Source organism: Endozoicomonas sp. PH6C (genome assembly GCF_059322965.1).
Genome location: NZ_CP185342.1, coordinates 4,124,304 through 4,143,233 on the forward strand (window position 1 = coordinate 4,124,304; position 18,930 = coordinate 4,143,233).

19 protein-coding genes and 9 tRNA genes are annotated in these 18,930 nt (G+C 49.0%); 7 read left to right on the plus strand and 21 right to left on the minus strand.

Going from position 1 to position 18,930, the window contains the following annotated elements; translation table 11 throughout:
- The first annotated feature begins 55 nt into the window (after positions 1–55).
- Entirely contained in the window at positions 56–439 is a 384-nt protein-coding gene (locus ACOMG9_RS15955) for a DUF2237 family protein (RefSeq protein WP_494529097.1), read from the plus strand.
- Here ACOMG9_RS15955 and ACOMG9_RS15960 read toward each other — a convergent pair.
- Positions 436–1,050 carry a phage terminase large subunit family protein gene (locus ACOMG9_RS15960; RefSeq protein WP_448218651.1) on the minus strand — a complete coding sequence of 205 codons (615 nt, stop codon included), beginning with the start codon at positions 1,048–1,050 and terminating at the stop codon, positions 436–438. The genes ACOMG9_RS15955 and ACOMG9_RS15960 overlap by 4 nt on opposite strands.
- Positions 1,051–1,071: 21 nt before the next feature.
- On the opposite strand from ACOMG9_RS15960, the gene ACOMG9_RS15965 reads away from it, so the two are divergent.
- Positions 1,072–1,326 carry a type II toxin-antitoxin system Phd/YefM family antitoxin gene (locus ACOMG9_RS15965; RefSeq protein WP_422134437.1) on the plus strand — a complete coding sequence of 85 codons (255 nt, stop codon included), beginning with the start codon at positions 1,072–1,074 and terminating at the stop codon, positions 1,324–1,326.
- On the plus strand, positions 1,316–1,456 hold the full coding sequence (locus ACOMG9_RS15970) for a type II toxin-antitoxin system RelE family toxin (RefSeq protein ID WP_448217626.1): 141 nt from the start codon (positions 1,316–1,318) through the stop codon (positions 1,454–1,456). The genes ACOMG9_RS15965 and ACOMG9_RS15970 overlap by 11 nt, the downstream gene beginning before the upstream one ends.
- 101 nt (positions 1,457–1,557) lie before the next feature.
- Here the strand turns inward: ACOMG9_RS15970 and ACOMG9_RS15975 are convergent.
- The 8 genes from ACOMG9_RS15975 to ACOMG9_RS16010 all read right to left on the minus strand — a co-directional run bounded on the left by ACOMG9_RS15975 (position 1,558) and on the right by ACOMG9_RS16010 (position 2,629).
- Positions 1,558–1,634, minus strand: a tRNA-Asp gene (locus tag ACOMG9_RS15975).
- A 49-nt stretch (positions 1,635–1,683) separates the two neighbouring features.
- A tRNA-Val gene (locus ACOMG9_RS15980) sits at positions 1,684–1,759 on the minus strand.
- A gap of 70 nt (positions 1,760–1,829) precedes the next feature.
- Positions 1,830–1,906 (minus strand) — tRNA-Asp (locus ACOMG9_RS15985).
- Between the two features lie 49 nt (positions 1,907–1,955).
- A tRNA-Val gene (locus ACOMG9_RS15990) sits at positions 1,956–2,031 on the minus strand.
- 70 nt (positions 2,032–2,101) lie between these two features.
- Positions 2,102–2,178, minus strand: a tRNA-Asp gene (locus ACOMG9_RS15995).
- Positions 2,179–2,226: 48 nt separating this feature from the next.
- Positions 2,227–2,302: transfer RNA gene (locus ACOMG9_RS16000), tRNA-Val, on the minus strand.
- A gap of 127 nt (positions 2,303–2,429) precedes the next feature.
- Positions 2,430–2,506: transfer RNA gene (locus tag ACOMG9_RS16005), tRNA-Asp, on the minus strand.
- A gap of 47 nt (positions 2,507–2,553) precedes the next feature.
- A tRNA-Val gene (locus ACOMG9_RS16010) sits at positions 2,554–2,629 on the minus strand.
- 254 nt (positions 2,630–2,883) lie between these two features.
- On the opposite strand from ACOMG9_RS16010, the gene rdgC reads away from it, so the two are divergent.
- Positions 2,884–3,807: a recombination-associated protein RdgC gene (gene rdgC / locus ACOMG9_RS16015; RefSeq protein ID WP_422138438.1), complete on the plus strand. Its 924-nt coding sequence runs from the start codon at positions 2,884–2,886 to the stop codon at positions 3,805–3,807.
- Positions 3,808–3,885: 78 nt separating this feature from the next.
- On the opposite strand, the gene ACOMG9_RS16020 is transcribed toward rdgC, so the two are convergent.
- The 4 genes from ACOMG9_RS16020 to dapA form a co-directional block, all read right to left on the minus strand.
- Positions 3,886–4,746, minus strand: a complete 861-nt coding sequence (locus tag ACOMG9_RS16020; RefSeq protein WP_448217628.1) for a tetratricopeptide repeat protein — start codon at positions 4,744–4,746, stop codon at positions 3,886–3,888.
- A gap of 473 nt (positions 4,747–5,219) precedes the next feature.
- Positions 5,220–6,323, minus strand: a complete 1,104-nt coding sequence (locus tag ACOMG9_RS16025; protein ID WP_448217629.1) for a phosphoribosylaminoimidazolesuccinocarboxamide synthase — start codon at positions 6,321–6,323, stop codon at positions 5,220–5,222.
- A 135-nt stretch (positions 6,324–6,458) separates the two neighbouring features.
- Positions 6,459–7,601, minus strand: coding sequence for an NlpB/DapX family lipoprotein (locus ACOMG9_RS16030; protein ID WP_448217630.1), 1,143 nt, complete (start codon positions 7,599–7,601; stop codon positions 6,459–6,461).
- 114 nt (positions 7,602–7,715) lie between these two features.
- A complete protein-coding gene (dapA, locus tag ACOMG9_RS16035) occupies positions 7,716–8,591 on the minus strand; it encodes a 4-hydroxy-tetrahydrodipicolinate synthase (protein WP_422134442.1) in 876 nt (291 codons plus the stop codon).
- Positions 8,592–8,877: 286 nt separating this feature from the next.
- Between dapA and ACOMG9_RS16040 the strand changes: the two genes are divergently transcribed.
- On the plus strand, positions 8,878–9,345 hold the full coding sequence (locus ACOMG9_RS16040; protein WP_422134443.1) for a peroxiredoxin: 468 nt from the start codon (positions 8,878–8,880) through the stop codon (positions 9,343–9,345).
- Positions 9,346–9,435: 90 nt separating this feature from the next.
- Here ACOMG9_RS16040 and ACOMG9_RS16045 read toward each other — a convergent pair whose 3' ends face one another.
- Together ACOMG9_RS16045 and ACOMG9_RS16050 are read right to left on the minus strand one after the other, a co-directional pair.
- A complete protein-coding gene (locus ACOMG9_RS16045) occupies positions 9,436–10,503 on the minus strand; it encodes an AI-2E family transporter (protein ID WP_422134444.1) in 1,068 nt (355 codons plus the stop codon).
- Between the two features lie 80 nt (positions 10,504–10,583).
- Complete coding sequence (locus ACOMG9_RS16050) at positions 10,584–10,826, minus strand: sulfurtransferase TusA family protein (protein ID WP_422134445.1); 243 nt, start codon at positions 10,824–10,826, stop codon at positions 10,584–10,586.
- Positions 10,827–11,213: 387 nt separating this feature from the next.
- Here ACOMG9_RS16050 and ACOMG9_RS16055 point away from each other — a divergent pair, with 387 nt between their 5' ends.
- Entirely contained in the window at positions 11,214–12,668 is a 1,455-nt protein-coding gene (locus tag ACOMG9_RS16055) for a M48 family metalloprotease (RefSeq protein WP_422134446.1), read from the plus strand.
- Between the two features lie 33 nt (positions 12,669–12,701).
- On the opposite strand, the gene nadA is transcribed toward ACOMG9_RS16055, so the two are convergent.
- Together nadA and ACOMG9_RS16065 are read right to left on the minus strand one after the other, a co-directional pair.
- Positions 12,702–13,748: a quinolinate synthase NadA gene (gene nadA / locus ACOMG9_RS16060; RefSeq protein WP_448217631.1), complete on the minus strand. Its 1,047-nt coding sequence runs from the start codon at positions 13,746–13,748 to the stop codon at positions 12,702–12,704.
- 101 nt (positions 13,749–13,849) lie between these two features.
- Positions 13,850–13,925, minus strand: a tRNA-Lys gene (locus ACOMG9_RS16065).
- A gap of 234 nt (positions 13,926–14,159) precedes the next feature.
- Between ACOMG9_RS16065 and ACOMG9_RS16070 the strand changes: the two genes are divergently transcribed.
- A complete protein-coding gene (locus ACOMG9_RS16070) occupies positions 14,160–15,521 on the plus strand; it encodes an esterase-like activity of phytase family protein (protein ID WP_448217632.1) in 1,362 nt (453 codons plus the stop codon).
- Between the two features lie 90 nt (positions 15,522–15,611).
- Here ACOMG9_RS16070 and queC read toward each other — a convergent pair whose 3' ends face one another.
- From queC to ACOMG9_RS16090, 4 genes are all read right to left on the minus strand, one after another.
- Entirely contained in the window at positions 15,612–16,289 is a 678-nt protein-coding gene (gene queC, locus ACOMG9_RS16075; protein WP_422134449.1) for a 7-cyano-7-deazaguanine synthase QueC, read from the minus strand.
- Between the two features lie 171 nt (positions 16,290–16,460).
- Entirely contained in the window at positions 16,461–17,111 is a 651-nt protein-coding gene (gene queE / locus ACOMG9_RS16080; RefSeq protein ID WP_422134450.1) for a 7-carboxy-7-deazaguanine synthase QueE, read from the minus strand.
- A gap of 168 nt (positions 17,112–17,279) precedes the next feature.
- Positions 17,280–18,077 carry a tol-pal system protein YbgF gene (gene ybgF, locus ACOMG9_RS16085; RefSeq protein ID WP_422138446.1) on the minus strand — a complete coding sequence of 266 codons (798 nt, stop codon included), beginning with the start codon at positions 18,075–18,077 and terminating at the stop codon, positions 17,280–17,282.
- A gap of 119 nt (positions 18,078–18,196) precedes the next feature.
- Positions 18,197–18,757, minus strand: coding sequence for an OmpA family protein (locus ACOMG9_RS16090; RefSeq protein WP_422134452.1), 561 nt, complete (start codon positions 18,755–18,757; stop codon positions 18,197–18,199).
- Positions 18,758–18,930: the final 173 nt, after the last annotated feature.

The window sequence follows — 18,930 nt, forward strand, 5'->3', positions numbered from 1 at the left end:
ATTATTTTCGTTCTCCTATCTTGTAGGCCATGGGTTAATCATGGGAGGGTTTTACATGTTAGAAATGCTGTTTGAACAGCTCAATGTGCTTGGTAGAGAGTTAGAGGTTTGTTGTCAGAGTCCAATGACTGGCTTCTTTCGGAACGGATATTGCCATACCTGTCCACAGGACGCCGGCAGTCATACAGTCTGTGCCCGGATGACCGATGAGTTCCTGCAATTTTCCCTGTCCAAAGGTAACGACCTCATCACACCTAATCCTGCGTTTGGCTTTCCCGGCCTGAAAGCCGGTGACCGTTGGTGTCTGTGTGTAAGTCGCTGGGTGGAGGCTCATAAGGCAGGTGTTGCTCCGCCGGTTTACCTGGCCGCGACCAATATGGCAGCGCTTGAAATGGTTGACTTGGCGACGCTGGAGCAGATGGCATTGGATTGCTATTAAACGACGACTTCAATATGTAGCTGCAAGTCAGCAAACGAAAAATGGGCATTGCTTGGGGCAATATCAAACCGGGTTTCACTGAAGCTGATATTTCGGGCTTCTGGAGTGAAGCGTTGCCCGGTGGTGAATAGCTCACGGATAGCAGTATTGGTGCCAACCAATGTCAGGTAGACCCCTTTCATGTTTTTGGTTTTGGGAAATGTGGCGATAGGTTTGCCTGCCTGAGATGAACCCTTAACTGGCATTTCATCGATCATCGGAGCAATGCGCTGCTTGGAGGCTCGCTTTTCCATATCCAGCGTGGGCAGCACATACATCATCGGACCCGACGTATGGTCAATCACATAGCCAAGCCAGTTATTGCCACATTCAGTGCCGTCTACCTGAGCACCTTTCATAAATACCACCTGCTCAACAGGTGACGATGGTGAGAGACAATCCATGATCTCTTTCAGATACGGTGTGCGGGAAGTTCGCCAGCGTCCTGCTTCTTTGGTGGCTTTTGCTGGAAGAATCCGCTTTTGATCAGCCCATTCGGAAACGGTCAGGCGAGTGTCTGGTCTCAGCCTTTGAAGAAATCTATTAATAGGTCTATTGTTTGATCTTTCAATGAACCGTAAAAGGAGCTTGCTATGGCATCAGTCCATCCTATTCTCGCTGACGTCAGTGCCGGGATATCCGAACTAAAAAAGAACCCGATGGCCGTTCTGAAAGAAGCCAATGGTGAAACCGTGGCCATCCTGAATCGCAATCAACCCGTGTTTTATGCAGTACCAGCCCATCTTTATGAAGCCATGCTCGATGCTTTGGACGACCTGGAACTCGCTGCCATCGTCGAAGAACGCAAAAATGATGAGCGGATTCGGGTAAATATTGATGACCTATGAGCTGGATTTTTCTGCACTGGCGTGGAAAGAATGGCAGAAACTCAACTCCACGATGAGAGAACAGTTCAAAGCCAAGCTGCATAAACGCTTGGAGAACTCCAGAGTCCCCAAAGATAAGCTGTCCGGCTAAAGGTGGGGTATGAAAACTCGGGCAGGAGTGAAAAAACCGTATTTTTTAAGGCTGAACAACAAAAAAAACCTAGCGACAGAAATCACCAGGTTTTTGATGTATGGCGGACCGGACGGGACTCGAACCCGCGACCTCCGGCGTGACAGGCCGGCATTCTAACCAACTGAACTACCGGTCCGCGTTCTTTTTAATAAAGAACAGTATTTAATCACTGCTCTCTATAAATCTGGTGGGTGATGACGGGATCGAACCGCCGACCCTCTGCTTGTAAGGCAGAAGCTCTCCCAGCTGAGCTAATCACCCTGATCTGAAGCTTTTGGCTTCAGAAATCGATTGCGCCTGTCGTGCAATCTTTGCTTTCAATCAAGAAACCTGGCGGACCGGACGGGACTCGAACCCGCGACCTCCGGCGTGACAGGCCGGCATTCTAACCAACTGAACTACCGGTCCGCATTCTTTTTAATAAAGAACAGTATTTAATCACTGTTCTCTATAAATCTGGTGGGTGATGACGGGATCGAACCGCCGACCCTCTGCTTGTAAGGCAGATGCTCTCCCAGCTGAGCTAATCACCCTGATCTGAAGCTTTTCGCTTCAGAGATCGATTGCGCCTGTCGTACAATCTTTGCTTTCAATCAAGAAACCTGGCGGACCGGACGGGACTCGAACCCGCGACCTCCGGCGTGACAGGCCGGCATTCTAACCAACTGAACTACCGGTCCGCATTCATTTAATAAAGAGCACATTTAATCACTGCTCTCTATAAAAACTGGTGGGTGATGACGGGATCGAACCGCCGACCCTCTGCTTGTAAGGCAGATGCTCTCCCAGCTGAGCTAATCACCCAAAGTATTTTTTAACGACCCCTGGCTGACGAGTCGGTACCGACTATACATGAAGACATTTGTCGTTCAAGTCCTGATTGAGAGAAGTAATGAAAAAGAAATCATCGACTACTGCATCCTGAATCAGATGGCGGACCGGACGGGACTCGAACCCGCGACCTCCGGCGTGACAGGCCGGCATTCTAACCAACTGAACTACCGGTCCGCTATACAGCTCAATTAACCTGCCACTTTGCGTCTTAACATTCAAAGTGGTGGGTGATGACGGGATCGAACCGCCGACCCTCTGCTTGTAAGGCAGATGCTCTCCCAGCTGAGCTAATCACCCTTCGGTCATGGCCGTGTGTCTCTCAACAACGCGGCGCATTATAAGCAGCGAACCGAACCTCACGCAACCGCCTTTAGACACTTTTTTTATAAGTATCGATAACATAGCATTGCAAAAGGATATTCAGGCTACAAGAAACCTTCCCGGTTAAAGCAGCTTTATGAATACTCAATACCGGAAACAACACACATTCTCTCACTTAGCGTAAGCCTGATGCGTATAATGCAGACACTCAATTTTGCATGGACTCAATCATGTGGTTTAAAAACCTGATTTTCTATCGTTTCACCAAACCCATTGCATGGAACAGCGAAGAGCTGGAAGAAAAGCTCTCTGAAAAACGCTTTCGTGGCTGCAACAGTCAGGACATCAGCTCTTATGGCTGGGTGCCACCTTTGGGTCGCCATGGAGATATGCTGACTCACACCAGTGGTGATTTTGTCATGATCTGCGCCAAGAAAGAGGAAAAGATTCTTCCCGCCAGTGTTATCAAAGATGCCCTGGAAGAAAAAATAGAAACGATAGAACAGGAAGAACAACGGGAAGTGTTCAGTAAGGAAAAAAAAGCGCTCAAGGACGACATTATGATGGAGCTGCTGCCCAGAGCTTTCACCAAACATCAGAAAACGTTCGCTTACATGGATACAAGAGAGGGCTGGCTGGTTGTGGACGCTTCTTCTTTCAAGAAAGCAGAAGAACTGACCAGTTGTCTGAGAGAATGCCTCGGTAGCCTGCCGGTTATTAACCCCCCCTTAAAGAACCTGCCCTCAGCGTCCATGACACAATGGCTTTCAGAAAACCCTGCTGTCCCAGCTCCCTTTATTCTGGGTGACGAATGCGACCTGCGAGAGCCTGGTGATGAGGGTGGGCAAATCAATGTCCGTCGGCAGGCATTGATCACAGAAGAAATTCAGGCTCACCTGGAGGGCGGCATGCAGGTGAGCAAATTGTCCCTGCAATGGGATGAAGCACAAACTTTTGTGCTCAGTGATGATCTGATTGTACGAAAGCTGAAGTTCACTGAAGTGATCCAGGATCAACTGGACGAAGTAGAAGCAGAAACTGCGGCGGAACAATTCGATGCCGATTTCGCAGTCATGAGCCTTTCCCTGAGAAAGCTGATCAATGACCTGGCAGAGGCGCTAGGCGGACTTACAGAAGGGACAACTGAATCTTAAGCGACGGTTCAGGTAAGAAAACCCGCCACCGGGCTTCCCTTTCACAGGAAGCCCAACTCATACCAACTCACTAATCCGTCAATGCATCAACCCAAACAGCTTGCCACGATAACGCTTGGCCAGTGGGTCTCCAGCCCCCAGCTGATCAAAAACCTTTAGCATTAGCAGTCTGGCTCCGTCTTCACGGAAGGTACGGTCTGTTCTGACAATCAACAGAAGGTTTTCCAGGGCCTGCTCATTGTCATCGGCAATCACCTGACGGATAGCAAGCTGATAACGAGCCTCATGATCGTTTTCATCATCATGAAGGCGAACTTCCAGTTCTGCCATTTGCGGTGCCCGGACCACCATCTCATAGAAAGCCAGTTTCGCCCTGGGCTGGGCAATGCCTGCGGCATCGGCAGGCAGTGCAGCCATCAAGGCTTTGGCATCGTCAACACGATCCAGTTCCAGCAGAAGGTTAACCTGAAGTACCTGAAGCGCCTGATTTTCCGGCTCTTCCTGTAAAATCTGCTGCAACAGCAGCAGCGCCTGCTCGTGCTGCCCTTCGTCAATCAACTGATCGACCTGCAAACGGATACGCTCCACAGGGCTCATTGTCAAAGGATCCAGCACTTCTTTCAGAGCCACCTCAGTCTGTAAACCGGACAACACCTGCACAGGTTGTCCCTGATGGAAGAAAACCAGTGTCGGGACACTGCGGACACCCAGCTGAGCCATTAACTGCTGACCCAGAGGTTGATCTGCATCCAGTTTGGCCAACAAAAACTTACCCTGATAGCTCTCTACCAGATTGGCCAGAATCGGTAGCTGACTTTTGCAGGGCTCACACCACTCAGCCCAGATATCCAGTAGCACCGGTCGCTGGGCCGACTGTTCAACTAATACTTCTCGAACATTTTCTTCTGTCAGATCAACAATATTCGGCAATTCGTTCATACTCAGATTCTCTAGCCGCCTCGTCAGGAGCGCAGCATTCTTTAATAAAAAGTTGTCATAAAGGGCGTTAAAGGCAGCTCATATGACTTGTTAGTGAAGCATTACTGCAATCTTACCCACAAAATCTGTGGATAACTTTGTGGAAGAACCTGCCAAATCATTCAGAAAGACTGATTCTTACTGCCTCACATACAAATCGATCACTTTTTGATCAATTATTTTTCTTTAATTTTCAATAAGTTACAACTCATCCTTATAAAATCAATTACTTAGACCCGATGCGTTTTTTTGACGTCAAGGGCTTGACATTTGTGCATAAAAAACAGATGACGTAAGCCTTATTCAGATCATCTATTGAAAAAAGAGGGCAAATTACCGTCATGCCGCAGGTTTTCGCTAATAACCAATCGCTATTAAGCGGCCACCCCCCCGTCAACCGGCTCAAACGACTGAAGAACGCCCGACTAAAACCCTTAATCAATCAAACCATATTGATCCTTGAGAATGGCTACAATTTCAGCTTTGGGGCTGTCTGAGAGTTGAACAGGCTCGCCTGTAATGCGCTCAGCAATATCCAGATAGGTTCTGGATACAGCCATCATAATGGATTGAGGCAGCTCGTTTTCTTCGGCCAAGGCCCGTCGCTCGTCCATTCTGTCCTTGTTGAGCAGAATGTCAGGGTCAGGAAAATAATTCAGCAACTGTTGGCGAAAACCTTCCTTGGAGTTTTCCACCACCTTACCCACTCTGTATGACGCGCCGTCCCAGATTCTGGATGAATCCGGTGTTCCTACTTCATCCATGTAAATTAGCCTGTCCTGACCACTGGCAGTGGTGACATACCCAAACTCAAACTTGGTATCCACAAACACCTGATCCAGCTTGCCAAGGGCTTCGGAAATGACATCAAAGCCTTCTTTAAGAAGCCTTTCATAACGATCAATATCTTCAGGCTTGTGAAAGTTAAAAGACCTGTAATTTGCCTCAAGGTCAGCACGAGTGATATTAACATCATCCACTTCCGGCACACCGGGAATCCCTTTCAGAATACCCTTGGTGGAAGGTGTTATCAGCAACTCCGGTAATTTCTGATCCTTCTCAAGACCATCCGGAAGCCGGATACCACAGAAATCACGCTCACCCTTGCTGTAGGCACGCCACATGGATCCTGTAATGTATTGACGACAGATCGCTTCAATCATCACTGGCCGGGCTTTTTGAACGATCCAGACGAAGGGATGGGGAATATCCAGTATGTGGCTGTCAGCCAGCCCCGATTCCCTGAACAATTTGAACCAGTGATTGGAGATCGCATTCAGGGCAGCCCCTTTTCCGGGTACACCCTGCATGTTTCTTTCACCCTTCCAGATGCAGTCAAAGGCACTCATCCGGTCAGAAATCACCATGATAGCCAGAGGCGTATCACCGGCTACATCATAGCCCTTTTCCCTGATCAGACGACGGCTGTCCGCCTCTGTCAACCAATAAACAGAACGGACCTTACCTGAGTGCACGGGAAGCTCTGTTCGAATAGGAAGGTCGTTATTTACGGCCAGTACTTTATCAGCAAAGCTCATTGCCAACATCCTGCATTCTACTAATGGACAATCAACTGAAGCGAATAGGAGCCGCTCCATGGAACTGTTTCGTTGCCTGGCAAACAAAACAAAAAAGCCAGTCATGGAGACTGGCTTTTACAATGCGATTCTACCCTATTTGAGGTTTTCCTTCACAAGATTCAGCAACTTACGACTGATCTCGGCAGGTGCTGAGGTATTGGCATCCTTTTCTACCGAGACCCTGACGACCCCATTCAATTCTGAAACTCTCATTAACAGAACATCCTTGGGTGCCTCTTTCTTTTCATCGCCGCCAAACCAACCACTGAACCAGCCACTGGATTCTTTGTCTTTTTTGACCACTCCTTCAGGATCTACCTGCAGGTAGAAAATACCTGCGGTGCGGTTCTTATCGGTGACATCCACCCCAGCCTGTTGCAGTGCAGCATCAACAGCAGACCAGCTACGGGCATAGGAGAGCTGATCCATTCTCAGTAGCGGATTACCAGCACCGTCCTGCTCCATAACAGCCAGGTTGCCCAGATTCAGATCCTGAGCCAGATAAGAGACGGATTTTTCACTGCCATCACGCACCATAAACAGCAGCAGTTCATTCAATATACTGTCAACCATCTTCTGACTGCGCCCAGCAAAGTTGTTCCACCCTGGCTCAGTGGTGATTCTCTGGCCTTCTTCAGGAACGGCGCGAGACTTGATCTTCAAACGCACCTCAGAGGAATCTGGTTTCACACCCTGGCGCACTTCGAACTGGAAACGATCTTCAACAGGACCGGTCACCTCAGCACCCATCAACTTACTGAAGGCACGGGAGACATAACCTTTTTCCGGGTCTTTGCCCAGATCAGTCCACTCTGTTTCAAGAACGCCCTGTTTGACATCCCGGGATCTGGCCGGAATGTTGTTTTCTTCCAGGAAAGCCAGAACTTTTGGCCAGACTTCACCGGGCGAATGCCCTACCAGCAACCACTCTTCATCACCTGCCCTTTCGATGGTATAGACGCCACCTGCTTCCTGAGTCAGGCGCTGGTCAGGTCTGGGCACATCAAAATCGGATTCCAGTTGCGAGTGGTCCGCAGAAATGGGCGGAATAGACAAGGATTCCACCATGGGCTCTGCATTCATCTGCTCAGGTATTTCCAGCGACCTGGTCACCCGTGCCTGAGTATAATCACCGGATTTATCCCGGAAATAACCCTCCTTGCCGAATGGATTGGAACAACCTGCCAGTGCCAAAGCACAGGCCATAACCGGCAAGGTTTTCATCGCTCGCGACATACGATCTCCATTCTGAAAAGTGCCATAACAATCCCCCGGATGATACCTTTCGTTTCCCGGGTTCAGTCATAATCAGGTGCCGGGATCAGGCTCAACGCCTGGTCCCTTGAATAATTAAATCAGTTCAGCCTGCTTCAAGGCTTCACGCAGAACCGGGTGGCAACCTTCGGACAAGGGCGTCAGTGGCAGGCGTATACCCTCTCCAATCAGTCCCATTTCCGACAGCGCCCATTTCACAGGAATCGGATTCGCCTCAACAAACAGATTCTGATGCAATCCGTCCAGTTTAGCGTTAATCGCCTCGGCTGTAGCGCGATCTCCATTAAGAGCCGCTACACACATTTCATGCATTTTCCGAGGAGCCAGATTATTGGTTACAGAAATAACACCGTTAGCGCCCTGCAACATCATCTCCATGCCAGTAGCGTCATCACCGGAGTATATAGCAAAGTCATTACCGCACAGTTCACGAATCTGGATGCCACGCTCGACAATGCCGGTGGCTTCTTTTATACCCACGATATTTTCGTGACCGGAAAGACGCGCCACAGTTTCAGGCAACATATCCACGGCGGTACGACCGGGTACATTATAGAGAATCTGAGGAATGGCCACAGAGTCAGCAATGGTTTTGTAATGCAGGTACAAACCTTCCTGGGTTGGCTTGTTGTAATAAGGAGTCACCAGCAGGCAGGCATCAGCCCCCAGGATTTTTGCCTCTGCTGTCAATAAAACAGCTTCCTGGGTAGAATTTCCTCCGGTACCGGCAATCACCGGAATACGGCCACTAACCTGTCTGACAATCCGTTTAATCACTTCGCAGTGTTCCTGCACGGTCAGAGTAGCAGATTCTCCGGTAGTACCCACTGCCACGATGCCATCAGTACCTTCCTCTATATGAAATTCAACCAGTTTCTGGAGACGTTCCCAGTCCGGCTCTCCATCGTCCTGCATCGGGGTCACAAGCGCTACAAGGCTACCGGTAATCATCTATCCACTCCAAGAGATCAGTCATAAGCTGTGCATAATGTTACTGACGCGCACCGGCATTAACAAGAGCAGCGTTGACATTCTGCCCGACTCAGTCCAGCTTTATAGACCATTGTCAGTCATTCGCACTATGCTACAGGTTCGCTGCATCTGAAAACAATCTGTTGATCTGGCCGTTTTTGTGGCTGAATATAAAATTCTGACATCTATTAAAGCCAGCTGAAGCAGAAACAACCGTTTACTATTCAGACTTACTATCAAAGACAAGAGAATCGAAGGAAGAACAATGAGTTTTACCCTAGGCCAACCCGTTACGGAATTCACCGCCCAGGCAACCAATAACACCACCGTCACCCTGTCCGAACTGAAAGGCAAGAAGGTCGTCATCTATTTCTACCCCAAAGACAACACTCCGGGCTGCATCAGTGAAGGCCAGACTTTCCGGGATCTGTTCCAGGAATTTCAGGAAGCTGACACCCTGATTTTCGGTGTCTCCCGTGACAGCCTGAAATCTCACGAAAATTTCAAGGCTAAACATGAGTTCCCGTTCGAGCTGATCTCCGATCCGGACGAAGAACTCTGCAAACTGTTTGATGTCATCAAGTTAAAGAATATGTACGGCAAAGAGTACATGGGAATTGAGCGCAGCACGTTCCTCATTGATCGTGAGGGCACCCTGCAACACGAGTGGCGTAAGGTACGGATCAAAAACCATGTAGAAGACGTTCTACAGGCTACTCAGGCACTGGGTTAATCATCCAAACGGGCCATCTATCCGTGATGGCCCTCAAAGAAATATTCCAATGATAATCAGATGGACCGGTTTCGTTGTATTGATGAAAGGCTAGCTGACCTTTTCCACATCATGCACACTGGGCCAGGCATTCATCACTGCCTTTAGCAGGGTCGCCAGCGGAATAGCAAAGAATATTCCCCAGAAGCCCCAGACTCCCCCAAACACCAGAACCGCAACAATAATAGCAACCGGGTGCAGGTTAACCGCCTCGGAAAACAGCAGGGGAACCAGAACATTGCCATCCAGAGCCTGAATGATGCCGTACACAATCATCAGCATCATGAACTCATGTCCCACACCCCATTGAAACAGACCAATCAGGGCAATAGGAATGGTAACCACAGTGGCACCGATATAGGGAACCACTACTGAAAAGCCCACCAGTACAGACAGCAGAACGGCATAGTTCAACCCCAGCCAGGCAAAAGCCACAAAACTGACTCCACCAACAATCAAAATTTCAATAACCTTACCCCGTATGTAGTTGGCAATCTGGTCATTCATTTCGTCCGCCACCTGAATAATCAGGCGACGTCGCATAGGTAAGCGGTTACCAATCCAGCCGAGCAGTTCAGTTTTATCCTTAAGAAAAAAGAATACCAGGATGGGCACCAGAATCAGATAAACCAGGATACCCAGGGCACCAGGCAACCTGGAGATAGAGAACGACAACGCCCAGGGTCCGAACTTGGCCAGATGCATATTGATAGCACTACTGAGAGCCGCTGTCTGGGATTCCGAAATAAAGGCTGGATAGAGCTCTGGCAATTCTTTCAGAATCATCTGTCCCTGCCTCACCATATTCGGCAGCTCATTCAGTAAGCCGGTGACTTGCTGCCAGATCAATGGAATCAACAGGAATATTGAAATAAGCAGAACCGCCATAAAGAGAGTGAAAATGAGGCTGACGGCCAGGAGATGGGGTACCCCCCATTTTTCGAGTAAGTTCACCACACCTTGCATCAAAAATGCCAATACCATTGCCGCCAGCAGCGGGGCCAACATATTCCCCATAAAGATGATGACCAAAAACCCGGTCACCAGCATCAACAGCAGCACCAGAGCCTCATGATCTGACAGGTAACGGTTCAGCCAATCCCTGATGATATCCAGCATATTTTCTTCCTTATGACTTACTCAGAAAACTGACCAGGTTGTCTATTGTCAGTCAGGCTCGGGATATTAACAATCCGATCTTATTTATGCTCGAGAGTAAAGATAAATACCCCTGAAGCTTCATCACTGGCCAACAGTTTATGCCCACTGATGCAGGCAAAGCTGGCAAAATCCCGAACCGAGCCCGGATCTGTGGCCTGAATCCGCAACACTTCGCCCTGATCCATTTTACTGAGCGCCTGCTTGGCTTTGAGCAGAGGGAGCGGACAACTCATTCCCTTCAGATCCAGTTCAACATCCACTTCTATCATAATGAAACTCATTCTCCCTCAGCGAAGCTGAAATTCAGCTGTACAGGAACTCTGCTGCCAATGTTATGCTGCACTGACTGATAATTAATAAACCAGTAAAGCGCTTACAGTGTAAAAATGTTTCCAAGTGCCATGCATACACTTGCCCAAAAACGGCAGGCAAGTTGTTACCACACCCGACTCTCACTAAAAGGCTCTGGTGCAAACGTCGCTGACCTGTAGAATAGAGAGATGACTGCTCTTTCCATCGCCAGAAGTTGCCAGTCATGATAAACGCACTACCGGCCTCACCCGAAAGGTAAGGAGGCCGTAAAATGCTGTGTTTTTTTTCACGGCTGTTTGAGCCAGCACCTCTATGACGATACAGTGTACCGCAGATTATACGAGTATGGATATTCTATGAAGCAACCGGGTTTCCTGATGGCAGCCCTGCTAAGCACCTGGCTCGGAACTTCTTCCGCAGTGGTAAGCGCGGCCCCAATTGAACTGCCCAGACTGGGGGACAGCACCTCCGCAGTCGTCTCGCCTCAACAGGAGTATGAGCTGGGACAGACTTATCTGAAATATATACGTAGCCGAACCCGTACGGTGAGTGACCCCGAGGTCAAGGAATACCTCGAAAGACTCACCTATCGCCTGGCTGAATTCAGTGAGATTAAAGATCACCGATTAAACACCATAGTGATAGACAGTAGCGTATTGAACGCTTTTGCAGCACCGGGCGGAATCATCGGCGTCAACTCCGGACTGTTCTTCAACGCGGACACAGAAGCTCAATTTGCTGCCGTACTCGCTCACGAATTAGCACACCTGAGCCAGCGCCATTACGCCCGAAATGTTGAAGACGCCAAAAACAAGAGCCTGCCGACCGCTGCCGCTGTTCTTGCATCGGTTGTCCTGATGGCAACAGCAGGAACTGAAGTAGGTGCCGCAGCACTATCAACAACGATGGCCGGCATCCAGTCCAGTCGTTTACGCTTCAGCAGACAATTTGAGCGCGAGGCAGACAATATTGGCATTCTGACTCTTGCCAGGGCGGGCTTTGATCCTCAAGCCATGCCTGAAATATTTGAGAACATGAACAAGTCCAGGCGTTATCAAAGCAGACCTCCGGAGTTTCTATTGACGCACCCTGTTACCGACAACCGTATTTCAGACTCCAGAGCCAGAGCTGCACAATTGCCTTCCAAGGGTTCCCAGGGCAGCAGCCTTGATTATTCTTTAATTCGAATGAGACTGTTCGTACTCAGCACCGAAGATCCGGCCCGTTACGCACATCAGTTACAGAAGGAGCTGGAGTCCAGTCATACCAGCTCGGAAGACATTACCCGCTATGGTCTTGCACTGGCGAGCATTGAAGCACGAGATTACAAAACAGCAGAAAAAGAACTGACTGCGCTGCTGAAGAAACACCCTCGCAACCTGCATTTGATTATGGCTCAGGCCAGACTCGAATCAGTTACCGGAAAATCCGATGAAGCGATTAAACGACTGGATGCGGCGCTTTCAATTCATCTGGATAACTATCCGTTGATGGCGACCAAAGCGGATATTCTGATTCAGGCAAAAAAATTCAGCGAAGCCAGAGACCTTCTTCTGAAACTGAGTCGCAGTCGACCCGACGACCCGGATATCTGGTATGAACTGGCGGAAGCCCAGGGTCAGTCCGATGACATTCTGGGCTTACATCAGGCTCGGGCAGAGTACTTCTTCTTAACAGGCAATCTTGACGATGCCATCAAGCACCTTCAGTTTGCTCGAAAAATGGTGGGAGATAATTACGCCCTGAGAGCCAAGATCGACAAAAAGCTAAACGACATATTCGAATATCGTAAGAAACTTGAAAAAAGCTGATCAGAAAAGGCCGTCATTGTCGGCGGCCATACCTCAGGCTGATAGTGATGCCGTGAAGTCGAGCATACGATTCAGAGGAATCAGAGACTTCTTTCGCAACTCATCATCGACATTCACCAGATTCAACTTGCCTGGTTTTTCCAGACACTGAACCAGTGCTTCCAGAGAGTTCATTGCCATCCACGGACAATGGGCACAACTCTTGCAGGTAGCACCGCTACCCGCAGTTGGAGCTTCTACAAAAGACTTGTCTGGGGAAGCCTGTTGCATTTTGTAGAAAATACCTCGATCCGTTGCCACGATAAAGGTTGAGTTTGGCATTTCCTGAGAAGCTTTCAGCAATTGGCTGGTAGAACCAACGACGTCTGCCACCTGGACAACAGAGTCTGGTGATTCAGGGTGCACAAGAATCGCAGCATCCGGGTAAACCCGTTTGAGGTCTTCAATACCCCTGGCCTTGAACTCTTCATGAACGATACAGCTACTGTTCCAGAGCAGCATGTCTGCCCCGGTGTTCTTTTGGATGTAACTGCCCAGATATTTATCCGGCCCCCAGATGATTTTTTTGCCCTGATCCATCAGATGCTCAACGATGTCCACAGCACAACTGGAAGTCACAACCCAGTCAGCCCGTGCTTTCACCGCCGCAGATGTATTGGCATAGACAACCACTTCACGATCGGGGTGCTGATCACAAAAAGCCGAAAACTCATCGACCGGACAACCAAGATCAAGAGAGCACTCTGCCTCCAGCGTTGGCATCAGAACACGTTTTTGAGGGCTGAGAATCTTGGAAGTCTCACCCATAAAGCGAACGCCAGCAACGACCAGAGTATCCGCAAAGTGATCACGTCCAAAGCGAGCCATTTCCAGGGAGTCCGCTACATAACCACCGGTTTCTTCGGCCAGCGCCTGAACGACAGGGTCAGTGTAATAATGAGCAACAAGAACAGCGTTTTCCTGTTCCAGAAGCTCTCGCACTTTCTGCTTCAGTGCTTGCTCTTTTGCTTCGTCCAGGCCCTGAACGGGTGCGCTACCGAGATGCTCCTGAACAAATGCTCTATCACTAAGTACACTCATAAAAATTGTTCTGAAAGTCTCTAGAAGACATTATTAGGCAAATCCACGCGATTTTAACACAAATGAAAGATTCAGACAGCCGGGAAAAAGAGAAGTGGAGTTGGTGGGTCGTGTAGGATTCGAACCTACGACCAATTGGTTAAAAGCCAACTGCTCTACCAACTGAGCTAACGACCCGACGCGGCGCCATATTACTCAGTCGGTTAAATCTTGCAAGTTTTTTCTTCAGCCTTCCCTGCCTGTCAGGTATCAGGCGCTAACGCATCTGTTTAGTCACTGAATACTCATCTGCGAATGATTCCAACCCTGAAGTATTCCACTAAAACTGACCAGTTGACCCTCCGGTAACGTCCTGAATTTAGACTAGGATTATACCAGTTTCTATAAACCTCCTTTAACTAAGGTAGCCTCATGTCATCCAAAGGATTATGGCCTCTCTCCCTTTTTTTTACCTACGCTTTGTTATCCTCTGAAGCTGCCATTGCCAGCCAGAACGGAGTAATGCTTCTCGGCAGTAAAAAGCTGGATTACAGTGAAGATCAGCCAATCCTGGGAATTTCTTCCATCCGTTACGACAAAGCCTACAATCAATTCATTCTGCTTTCAGATGATACCGGGGCCATTCCCAACTATTACAACAAAAACGGCTTGCCCCGATACTATCTCATCCCGGAAGAAACCCTGATTACCAGGAAAGGCATTCCAAAAAGCAAAGGTACTTTCCTGCAAGAGTCTGGCAGACGGGTCAGAGAAGTTGTCATTGAACCTAATGACTCTGTTTTTTGGACAACCCATGGGCATATTGATACAGAAGGCTTTGACTTTCTTGGCGACAGTGCTTTTCTGGTCGCTTCGGAACAAAACGCGACCTTTCTGTTCAACCTGGTCTGCCCCTGGATTCGATTCCCTGGATGGAATATTCACAGCTCTCTTCTGAAAGTAGGAAGAGACGGATCTCTTCTGGGCGCATACCAATACCCCAGAGAATTTTCCAATATCGGCTGGCGCTTTGACTGGAAGATACCTCACTGGGTACCCGGCATCTATGACACTCAGTTCAACTGGCACAGTGAAGACCCCAATAAAAAGGGGGTCAAGCGAAACCGGGGCTTCGAAACTGTCATCCACCTTCCGGGAACCCCTGATTATCTTGCTATATCTGAACAGGGGATTCTTCAGGATGAACAACATCATAAAGGCCCTGTACCTGGTCGGGTATTGCGTTTCTCAATGGCTGAAGCGGTCCATCAGGTTTCAGCTTCTGTGAAACCAGACATTCAATACCACTATCAGCCCACTTCTGTTCCTGCAGAGCTTTACAACCCCGAGGTAGACGTCATTGTACAGAGCATCAGCGACGCCCAGGCCGTCAACAATCACCAGTTTCTTGTCATCGAAAAAAATTTCATCAGGAAAGCCGACAGAAAAACCGTAAACTATACATACACGGAAGTTTATCTGGTTGATCTGGATAACCCTCTTCCCCCAACCCAAGGCAATAAATGCACCTGTCCAGAAGAGCAACCGAAAGAGACTGCTAATACGTCTCTGCCTTTACTGAGAAAGAAGCGTCTGCTGAGCACCCGGGACTTTGAAAAAACCTTCCCGGACTTTAAAAGAATCAATATCGAAGGGGTGACGATTGGACCTCACGGGACTGACGACAGCAGGCTACTGGTTCTGGTTGGCGATAATGGTGCCAATTTTCCCAAGCCAAGAAGCACTGATGTTATCTTCTTCAGAGTGCCTGAAAAACTGTTCAAGATGCAATAGATCTCCTGACTGCCGTACTCAGGACTGGCTTGAGAACGACAGTATGAACTTGAACAGACCTGCAAACGTTCAGCGGTCAGGTTGGATCACTCAAGATTCTACATAAGGCGTTGGGTCGGCGACAGAGGCTTCGGCAAAGCCCTTTTTACGATAGCGGCAGCTGTCACAGACACCACAGGCGCGACCTTGTTCGTCAGCCTGATAACAAGAAACGGTCATCCCGTAATCAACCCCCAGACGACTGCCTTCCTTTATGATCTCAGCCTTGGTCAGCTCCAGCAGTGGAGCGCGGATATGAAAGTGATCCCCTTCAACTCCCGCTTTGGTGGCCAGGTTAGCCATTTTCTCGAAAGCCTCGAGGTACTCAGGACGACAATCCGGATAGCCGGAATAATCTACATCATTAGCGCCAATGAAAATGTCCCGGGCACCGAGAATTTCAGCCCAACCCAGTGCCAGTGAAAGAAATACAGTATTTCGTGCTGGTACATAAGTTACAGGGATACCCTCGCCCAGATCCTCAGGGACATCAATATCATCATCTGTCAAAGCAGAGCCACCAAGATCACGCAAGTCCAGTTTCAGGGTTTTATGATCCCTGGCACCCAATGCCTCAGAAACACGAATAGAGGCTTCGAGTTCTGCTCTGTGTCGCTGACCGTAATCAAAGCTGACGGTATAGCACTCATATCCCTGATCTCTGGCAATGGCGAGTACTGTGGAAGAATCCAGACCACCGGACAGTAAAATGACTGCTTTTTTTGTCATGCTCTTTATTCCTATTTTTCTTCGCTCATGGCCTGCTTTTCTATAAATGCGGCCAAGTCGAGGGTTACAGCGACGCTCGCGACAATCGACGATCCAGCGCTGACCAGACTGTTATAAAACGCTTACGAGTTAACTTAAATAGCTTGCAGCCTACCTGATTAGGATTTTGACTCAAACACCGGCTTTGTCGCCCCAGATCACGCGATGTAATTGCACCTGAAACCGAACCGGAAGCTTGTCTGAGATGATCCAGTCAGCCAGCCGATCAGGAGCCAACTGGTCGTTGACGGGAGAAAACAGTACATCTGACACCCGGCCCGCAAGGTTGTACTGCAACATTTTACTGACCGACCACTCATAATCTTCCCGATTGGCAATGACGAACTTAACCTGGTCATTAGCGGTAAGGTGTTCAATATTCTCGTACAGATTCCTGTGACTTTCACCAGATGCCGGTGGCTTGAGGTCGAGCACTTTGACCACTCGCTCATCCACCAGGGAAACATCCAGAGCACCACTGGTTTCCAGTGATACTTCATAGCCTTTGTCTACCAGCTGCTCAAGCAGAGGCAGACAATTTGGCTGCCCAAGAGGTTCACCGCCTGTTACACAGACATATTTAGCGCCATAGTCGTCTACCTCCTTTATGATCTCGTCGAGAGACATACGGGTGCCACCGTGAAATGAGTACTCGGTATCACACCAGACACAACGAAGTGGACAGCCCGTCAGCCGGACAAACACTGTAGGCAGGCCCGAGGTACGGGACTCTCCCTGCAGGGAGTGAAAAATTTCAGTAATTCTGAGGGTATCAGCAGTCATTGAGCTCTCACCAGACATTCAGGTCGGCAATACTAGGAGCCCATCCTACTTAAGTCAATTTTGGTTTAACTGCCCGAGCAGAATGCAAGATCCCCTCAAGGGAGAAAACAGGAAATGGATGAAATACCCAAACAGAGTCGACGCCCACCCGGAGGCAGGCAGAATTAATCAGGAATCGGACATATTCCTGAGATAGGTATCTGACAATCGGGCAGCAGCACTGCCGGGGTATTGACTGATCACTGATTCAAGGTGTTTCCTGGCAGCGTCTTTTTCGCCTTGCAAATCAAGAATACGACCCAGCTTGTAGGTAGCGTCAGATACTTTCGGACTGTCCGGATAATTGTCAATCAGAGACTGAAAGTCGCCCAGAGCTTCCTTGTATTTGCCCTGAGCCATCTGAACTTCACCTAACCAGTATTGGGCATTATCCGAAAACTGACCTTTGGGATAGTCTTTCAACAACTTTTTCAAGGCCGTAATAGCCTCATCAAAACGCTTGTCCTTGATCAGGGAGAAAGCAGCCTGATAAGCAGCTTCCTCGCGGGCACCAGTCTCAGACACTGAAGGCTTGTTACCGATAGCAGGTAAAGTCACCGGGGAGTTTGAAGCGCCTCCTGCGGCAGCAGGCGCCTCACCAGAAGAGTCACCCAGACGAGAAATGCGCTGATCAAGATCCAGGTAACGCTCCCGGTTCTCTTTCTGCAGCTGCCTGATCTGATAAGCCTGCTCTTCCAACTGCCCTCTGAGGGTCATGGTCTCCTGACGAAGCTCATCCACCAGGTTCAATAAGTGGGCAGTACCTCCTGCCGATGATGCCACTGAAGTCGATTCACGAGTTTGTGAACTCTTGACAGAATAAGCATTTCCAGAAGGCTGGGAGTCCACCACCGGCACCTCTGCCTGAACATAAGAGGCCAGGCCGACAACAACAAAAGCAGAGCAAACAGATCGTTTCAGAGGCATTCAGTCTCATTCCCTGTCGGGCAGCCATGAGTCTGAAATGCTGCCCACCCAAGGGCTTTGCACCAGTGAATGGGCCATGGCTGCATTATGAAATCAATATTTTTCTAAAACTATGGGCATCAGTTGATCACAATGTGAGCACGACGATTCATAGCCCAGGCAGTTGCATTGTGAGCCGGGTCCAGAGGCTTCTCAAAACCAAAGCTAATCACTTCAATACGGCTTGGAGATACACCCTTGCTAACCAGGTAGTTCTTAACTGCATTAGCACGACGCTCGCCCAGAGCCAGGTTATATGTGCGAGTTCCGCGCTCATCCGTATTACCCTGAATGGTGATTTTCTTGCCACGGCCTTCAGAGGAATTCAGATAAATAGCCTGTACGTCCAGAGCCTTATAATCGCTCTCTTTCAGCTTGGAGCTGTCAAAAGCAAAGTGATAAGTTTTATGCGCCAGCAATTGTTCGATCTCTTCAGGGGTAGCCTGAATCTCACCGCTATCAATTACGGCTTGAACAGCAGGGCTATAAGCAGGGAAGGTTTCAATCACAACTTCTTCAGTCGCGAAGTCAGTGTTAGATTCAACATCAGAAGTACTCTGACCACCTGTAGAGGCACAACCAGCCAGCCAGAGTGCAGTGGCAGTGAGTGCGGTGGCTTTGACAAAATTGGCAAAACGCATGACAAGCTCCAATTGTTCGTTCAATGTTGGTAAATCAAAATCAATGTATTGATTGATGCAGTACAGTATCAGAACTGCAGACTCCGGACTAGCCCGAATACCAAGGGGGTCAGCTGAACTTGCAACTTCTTCGGCCTGAAATCCGGAAAGAGCGTCCAGCGCTACAGATGAAT

Excerpts from the sequence above, each read along its gene's own strand:
- ACOMG9_RS15955 (WP_494529097.1), top strand. The coding sequence starts at position 56 with ATGTTAGAAATGCTGTTTGAACAGCTCAATGTGCTTGGTAGAGAGTTA.
- ACOMG9_RS15965 (WP_422134437.1), top strand. The coding sequence starts at position 1,072 with ATGGCATCAGTCCATCCTATTCTCGCTGACGTCAGTGCCGGGATATCC.
- ACOMG9_RS15970 (WP_448217626.1), top strand. The coding sequence starts at position 1,316 with ATGACCTATGAGCTGGATTTTTCTGCACTGGCGTGGAAAGAATGGCAG.
- rdgC (WP_422138438.1), top strand. The coding sequence starts at position 2,884 with ATGTGGTTTAAAAACCTGATTTTCTATCGTTTCACCAAACCCATTGCA.
- ACOMG9_RS16020 (WP_448217628.1), bottom strand. The coding sequence starts at position 4,746 with ATGAACGAATTGCCGAATATTGTTGATCTGACAGAAGAAAATGTTCGA.
- ACOMG9_RS16025 (WP_448217629.1), bottom strand. The coding sequence starts at position 6,323 with ATGAGCTTTGCTGATAAAGTACTGGCCGTAAATAACGACCTTCCTATT.
- ACOMG9_RS16030 (WP_448217630.1), bottom strand. The coding sequence starts at position 7,601 with ATGTCGCGAGCGATGAAAACCTTGCCGGTTATGGCCTGTGCTTTGGCA.
- dapA (WP_422134442.1), bottom strand. The coding sequence starts at position 8,591 with ATGATTACCGGTAGCCTTGTAGCGCTTGTGACCCCGATGCAGGACGAT.
- ACOMG9_RS16040 (WP_422134443.1), top strand. The coding sequence starts at position 8,878 with ATGAGTTTTACCCTAGGCCAACCCGTTACGGAATTCACCGCCCAGGCA.
- ACOMG9_RS16045 (WP_422134444.1), bottom strand. The coding sequence starts at position 10,503 with ATGCTGGATATCATCAGGGATTGGCTGAACCGTTACCTGTCAGATCAT.
- ACOMG9_RS16050 (WP_422134445.1), bottom strand. The coding sequence starts at position 10,826 with ATGAGTTTCATTATGATAGAAGTGGATGTTGAACTGGATCTGAAGGGA.
- ACOMG9_RS16055 (WP_422134446.1), top strand. The coding sequence starts at position 11,214 with ATGAAGCAACCGGGTTTCCTGATGGCAGCCCTGCTAAGCACCTGGCTC.
- nadA (WP_448217631.1), bottom strand. The coding sequence starts at position 13,748 with ATGAGTGTACTTAGTGATAGAGCATTTGTTCAGGAGCATCTCGGTAGC.
- ACOMG9_RS16070 (WP_448217632.1), top strand. The coding sequence starts at position 14,160 with ATGTCATCCAAAGGATTATGGCCTCTCTCCCTTTTTTTTACCTACGCT.
- queC (WP_422134449.1), bottom strand. The coding sequence starts at position 16,289 with ATGACAAAAAAAGCAGTCATTTTACTGTCCGGTGGTCTGGATTCTTCC.
- queE (WP_422134450.1), bottom strand. The coding sequence starts at position 17,111 with ATGACTGCTGATACCCTCAGAATTACTGAAATTTTTCACTCCCTGCAG.
- ybgF (WP_422138446.1), bottom strand. The coding sequence starts at position 18,077 with ATGCCTCTGAAACGATCTGTTTGCTCTGCTTTTGTTGTTGTCGGCCTG.
- ACOMG9_RS16090 (WP_422134452.1), bottom strand. The coding sequence starts at position 18,757 with ATGCGTTTTGCCAATTTTGTCAAAGCCACCGCACTCACTGCCACTGCA.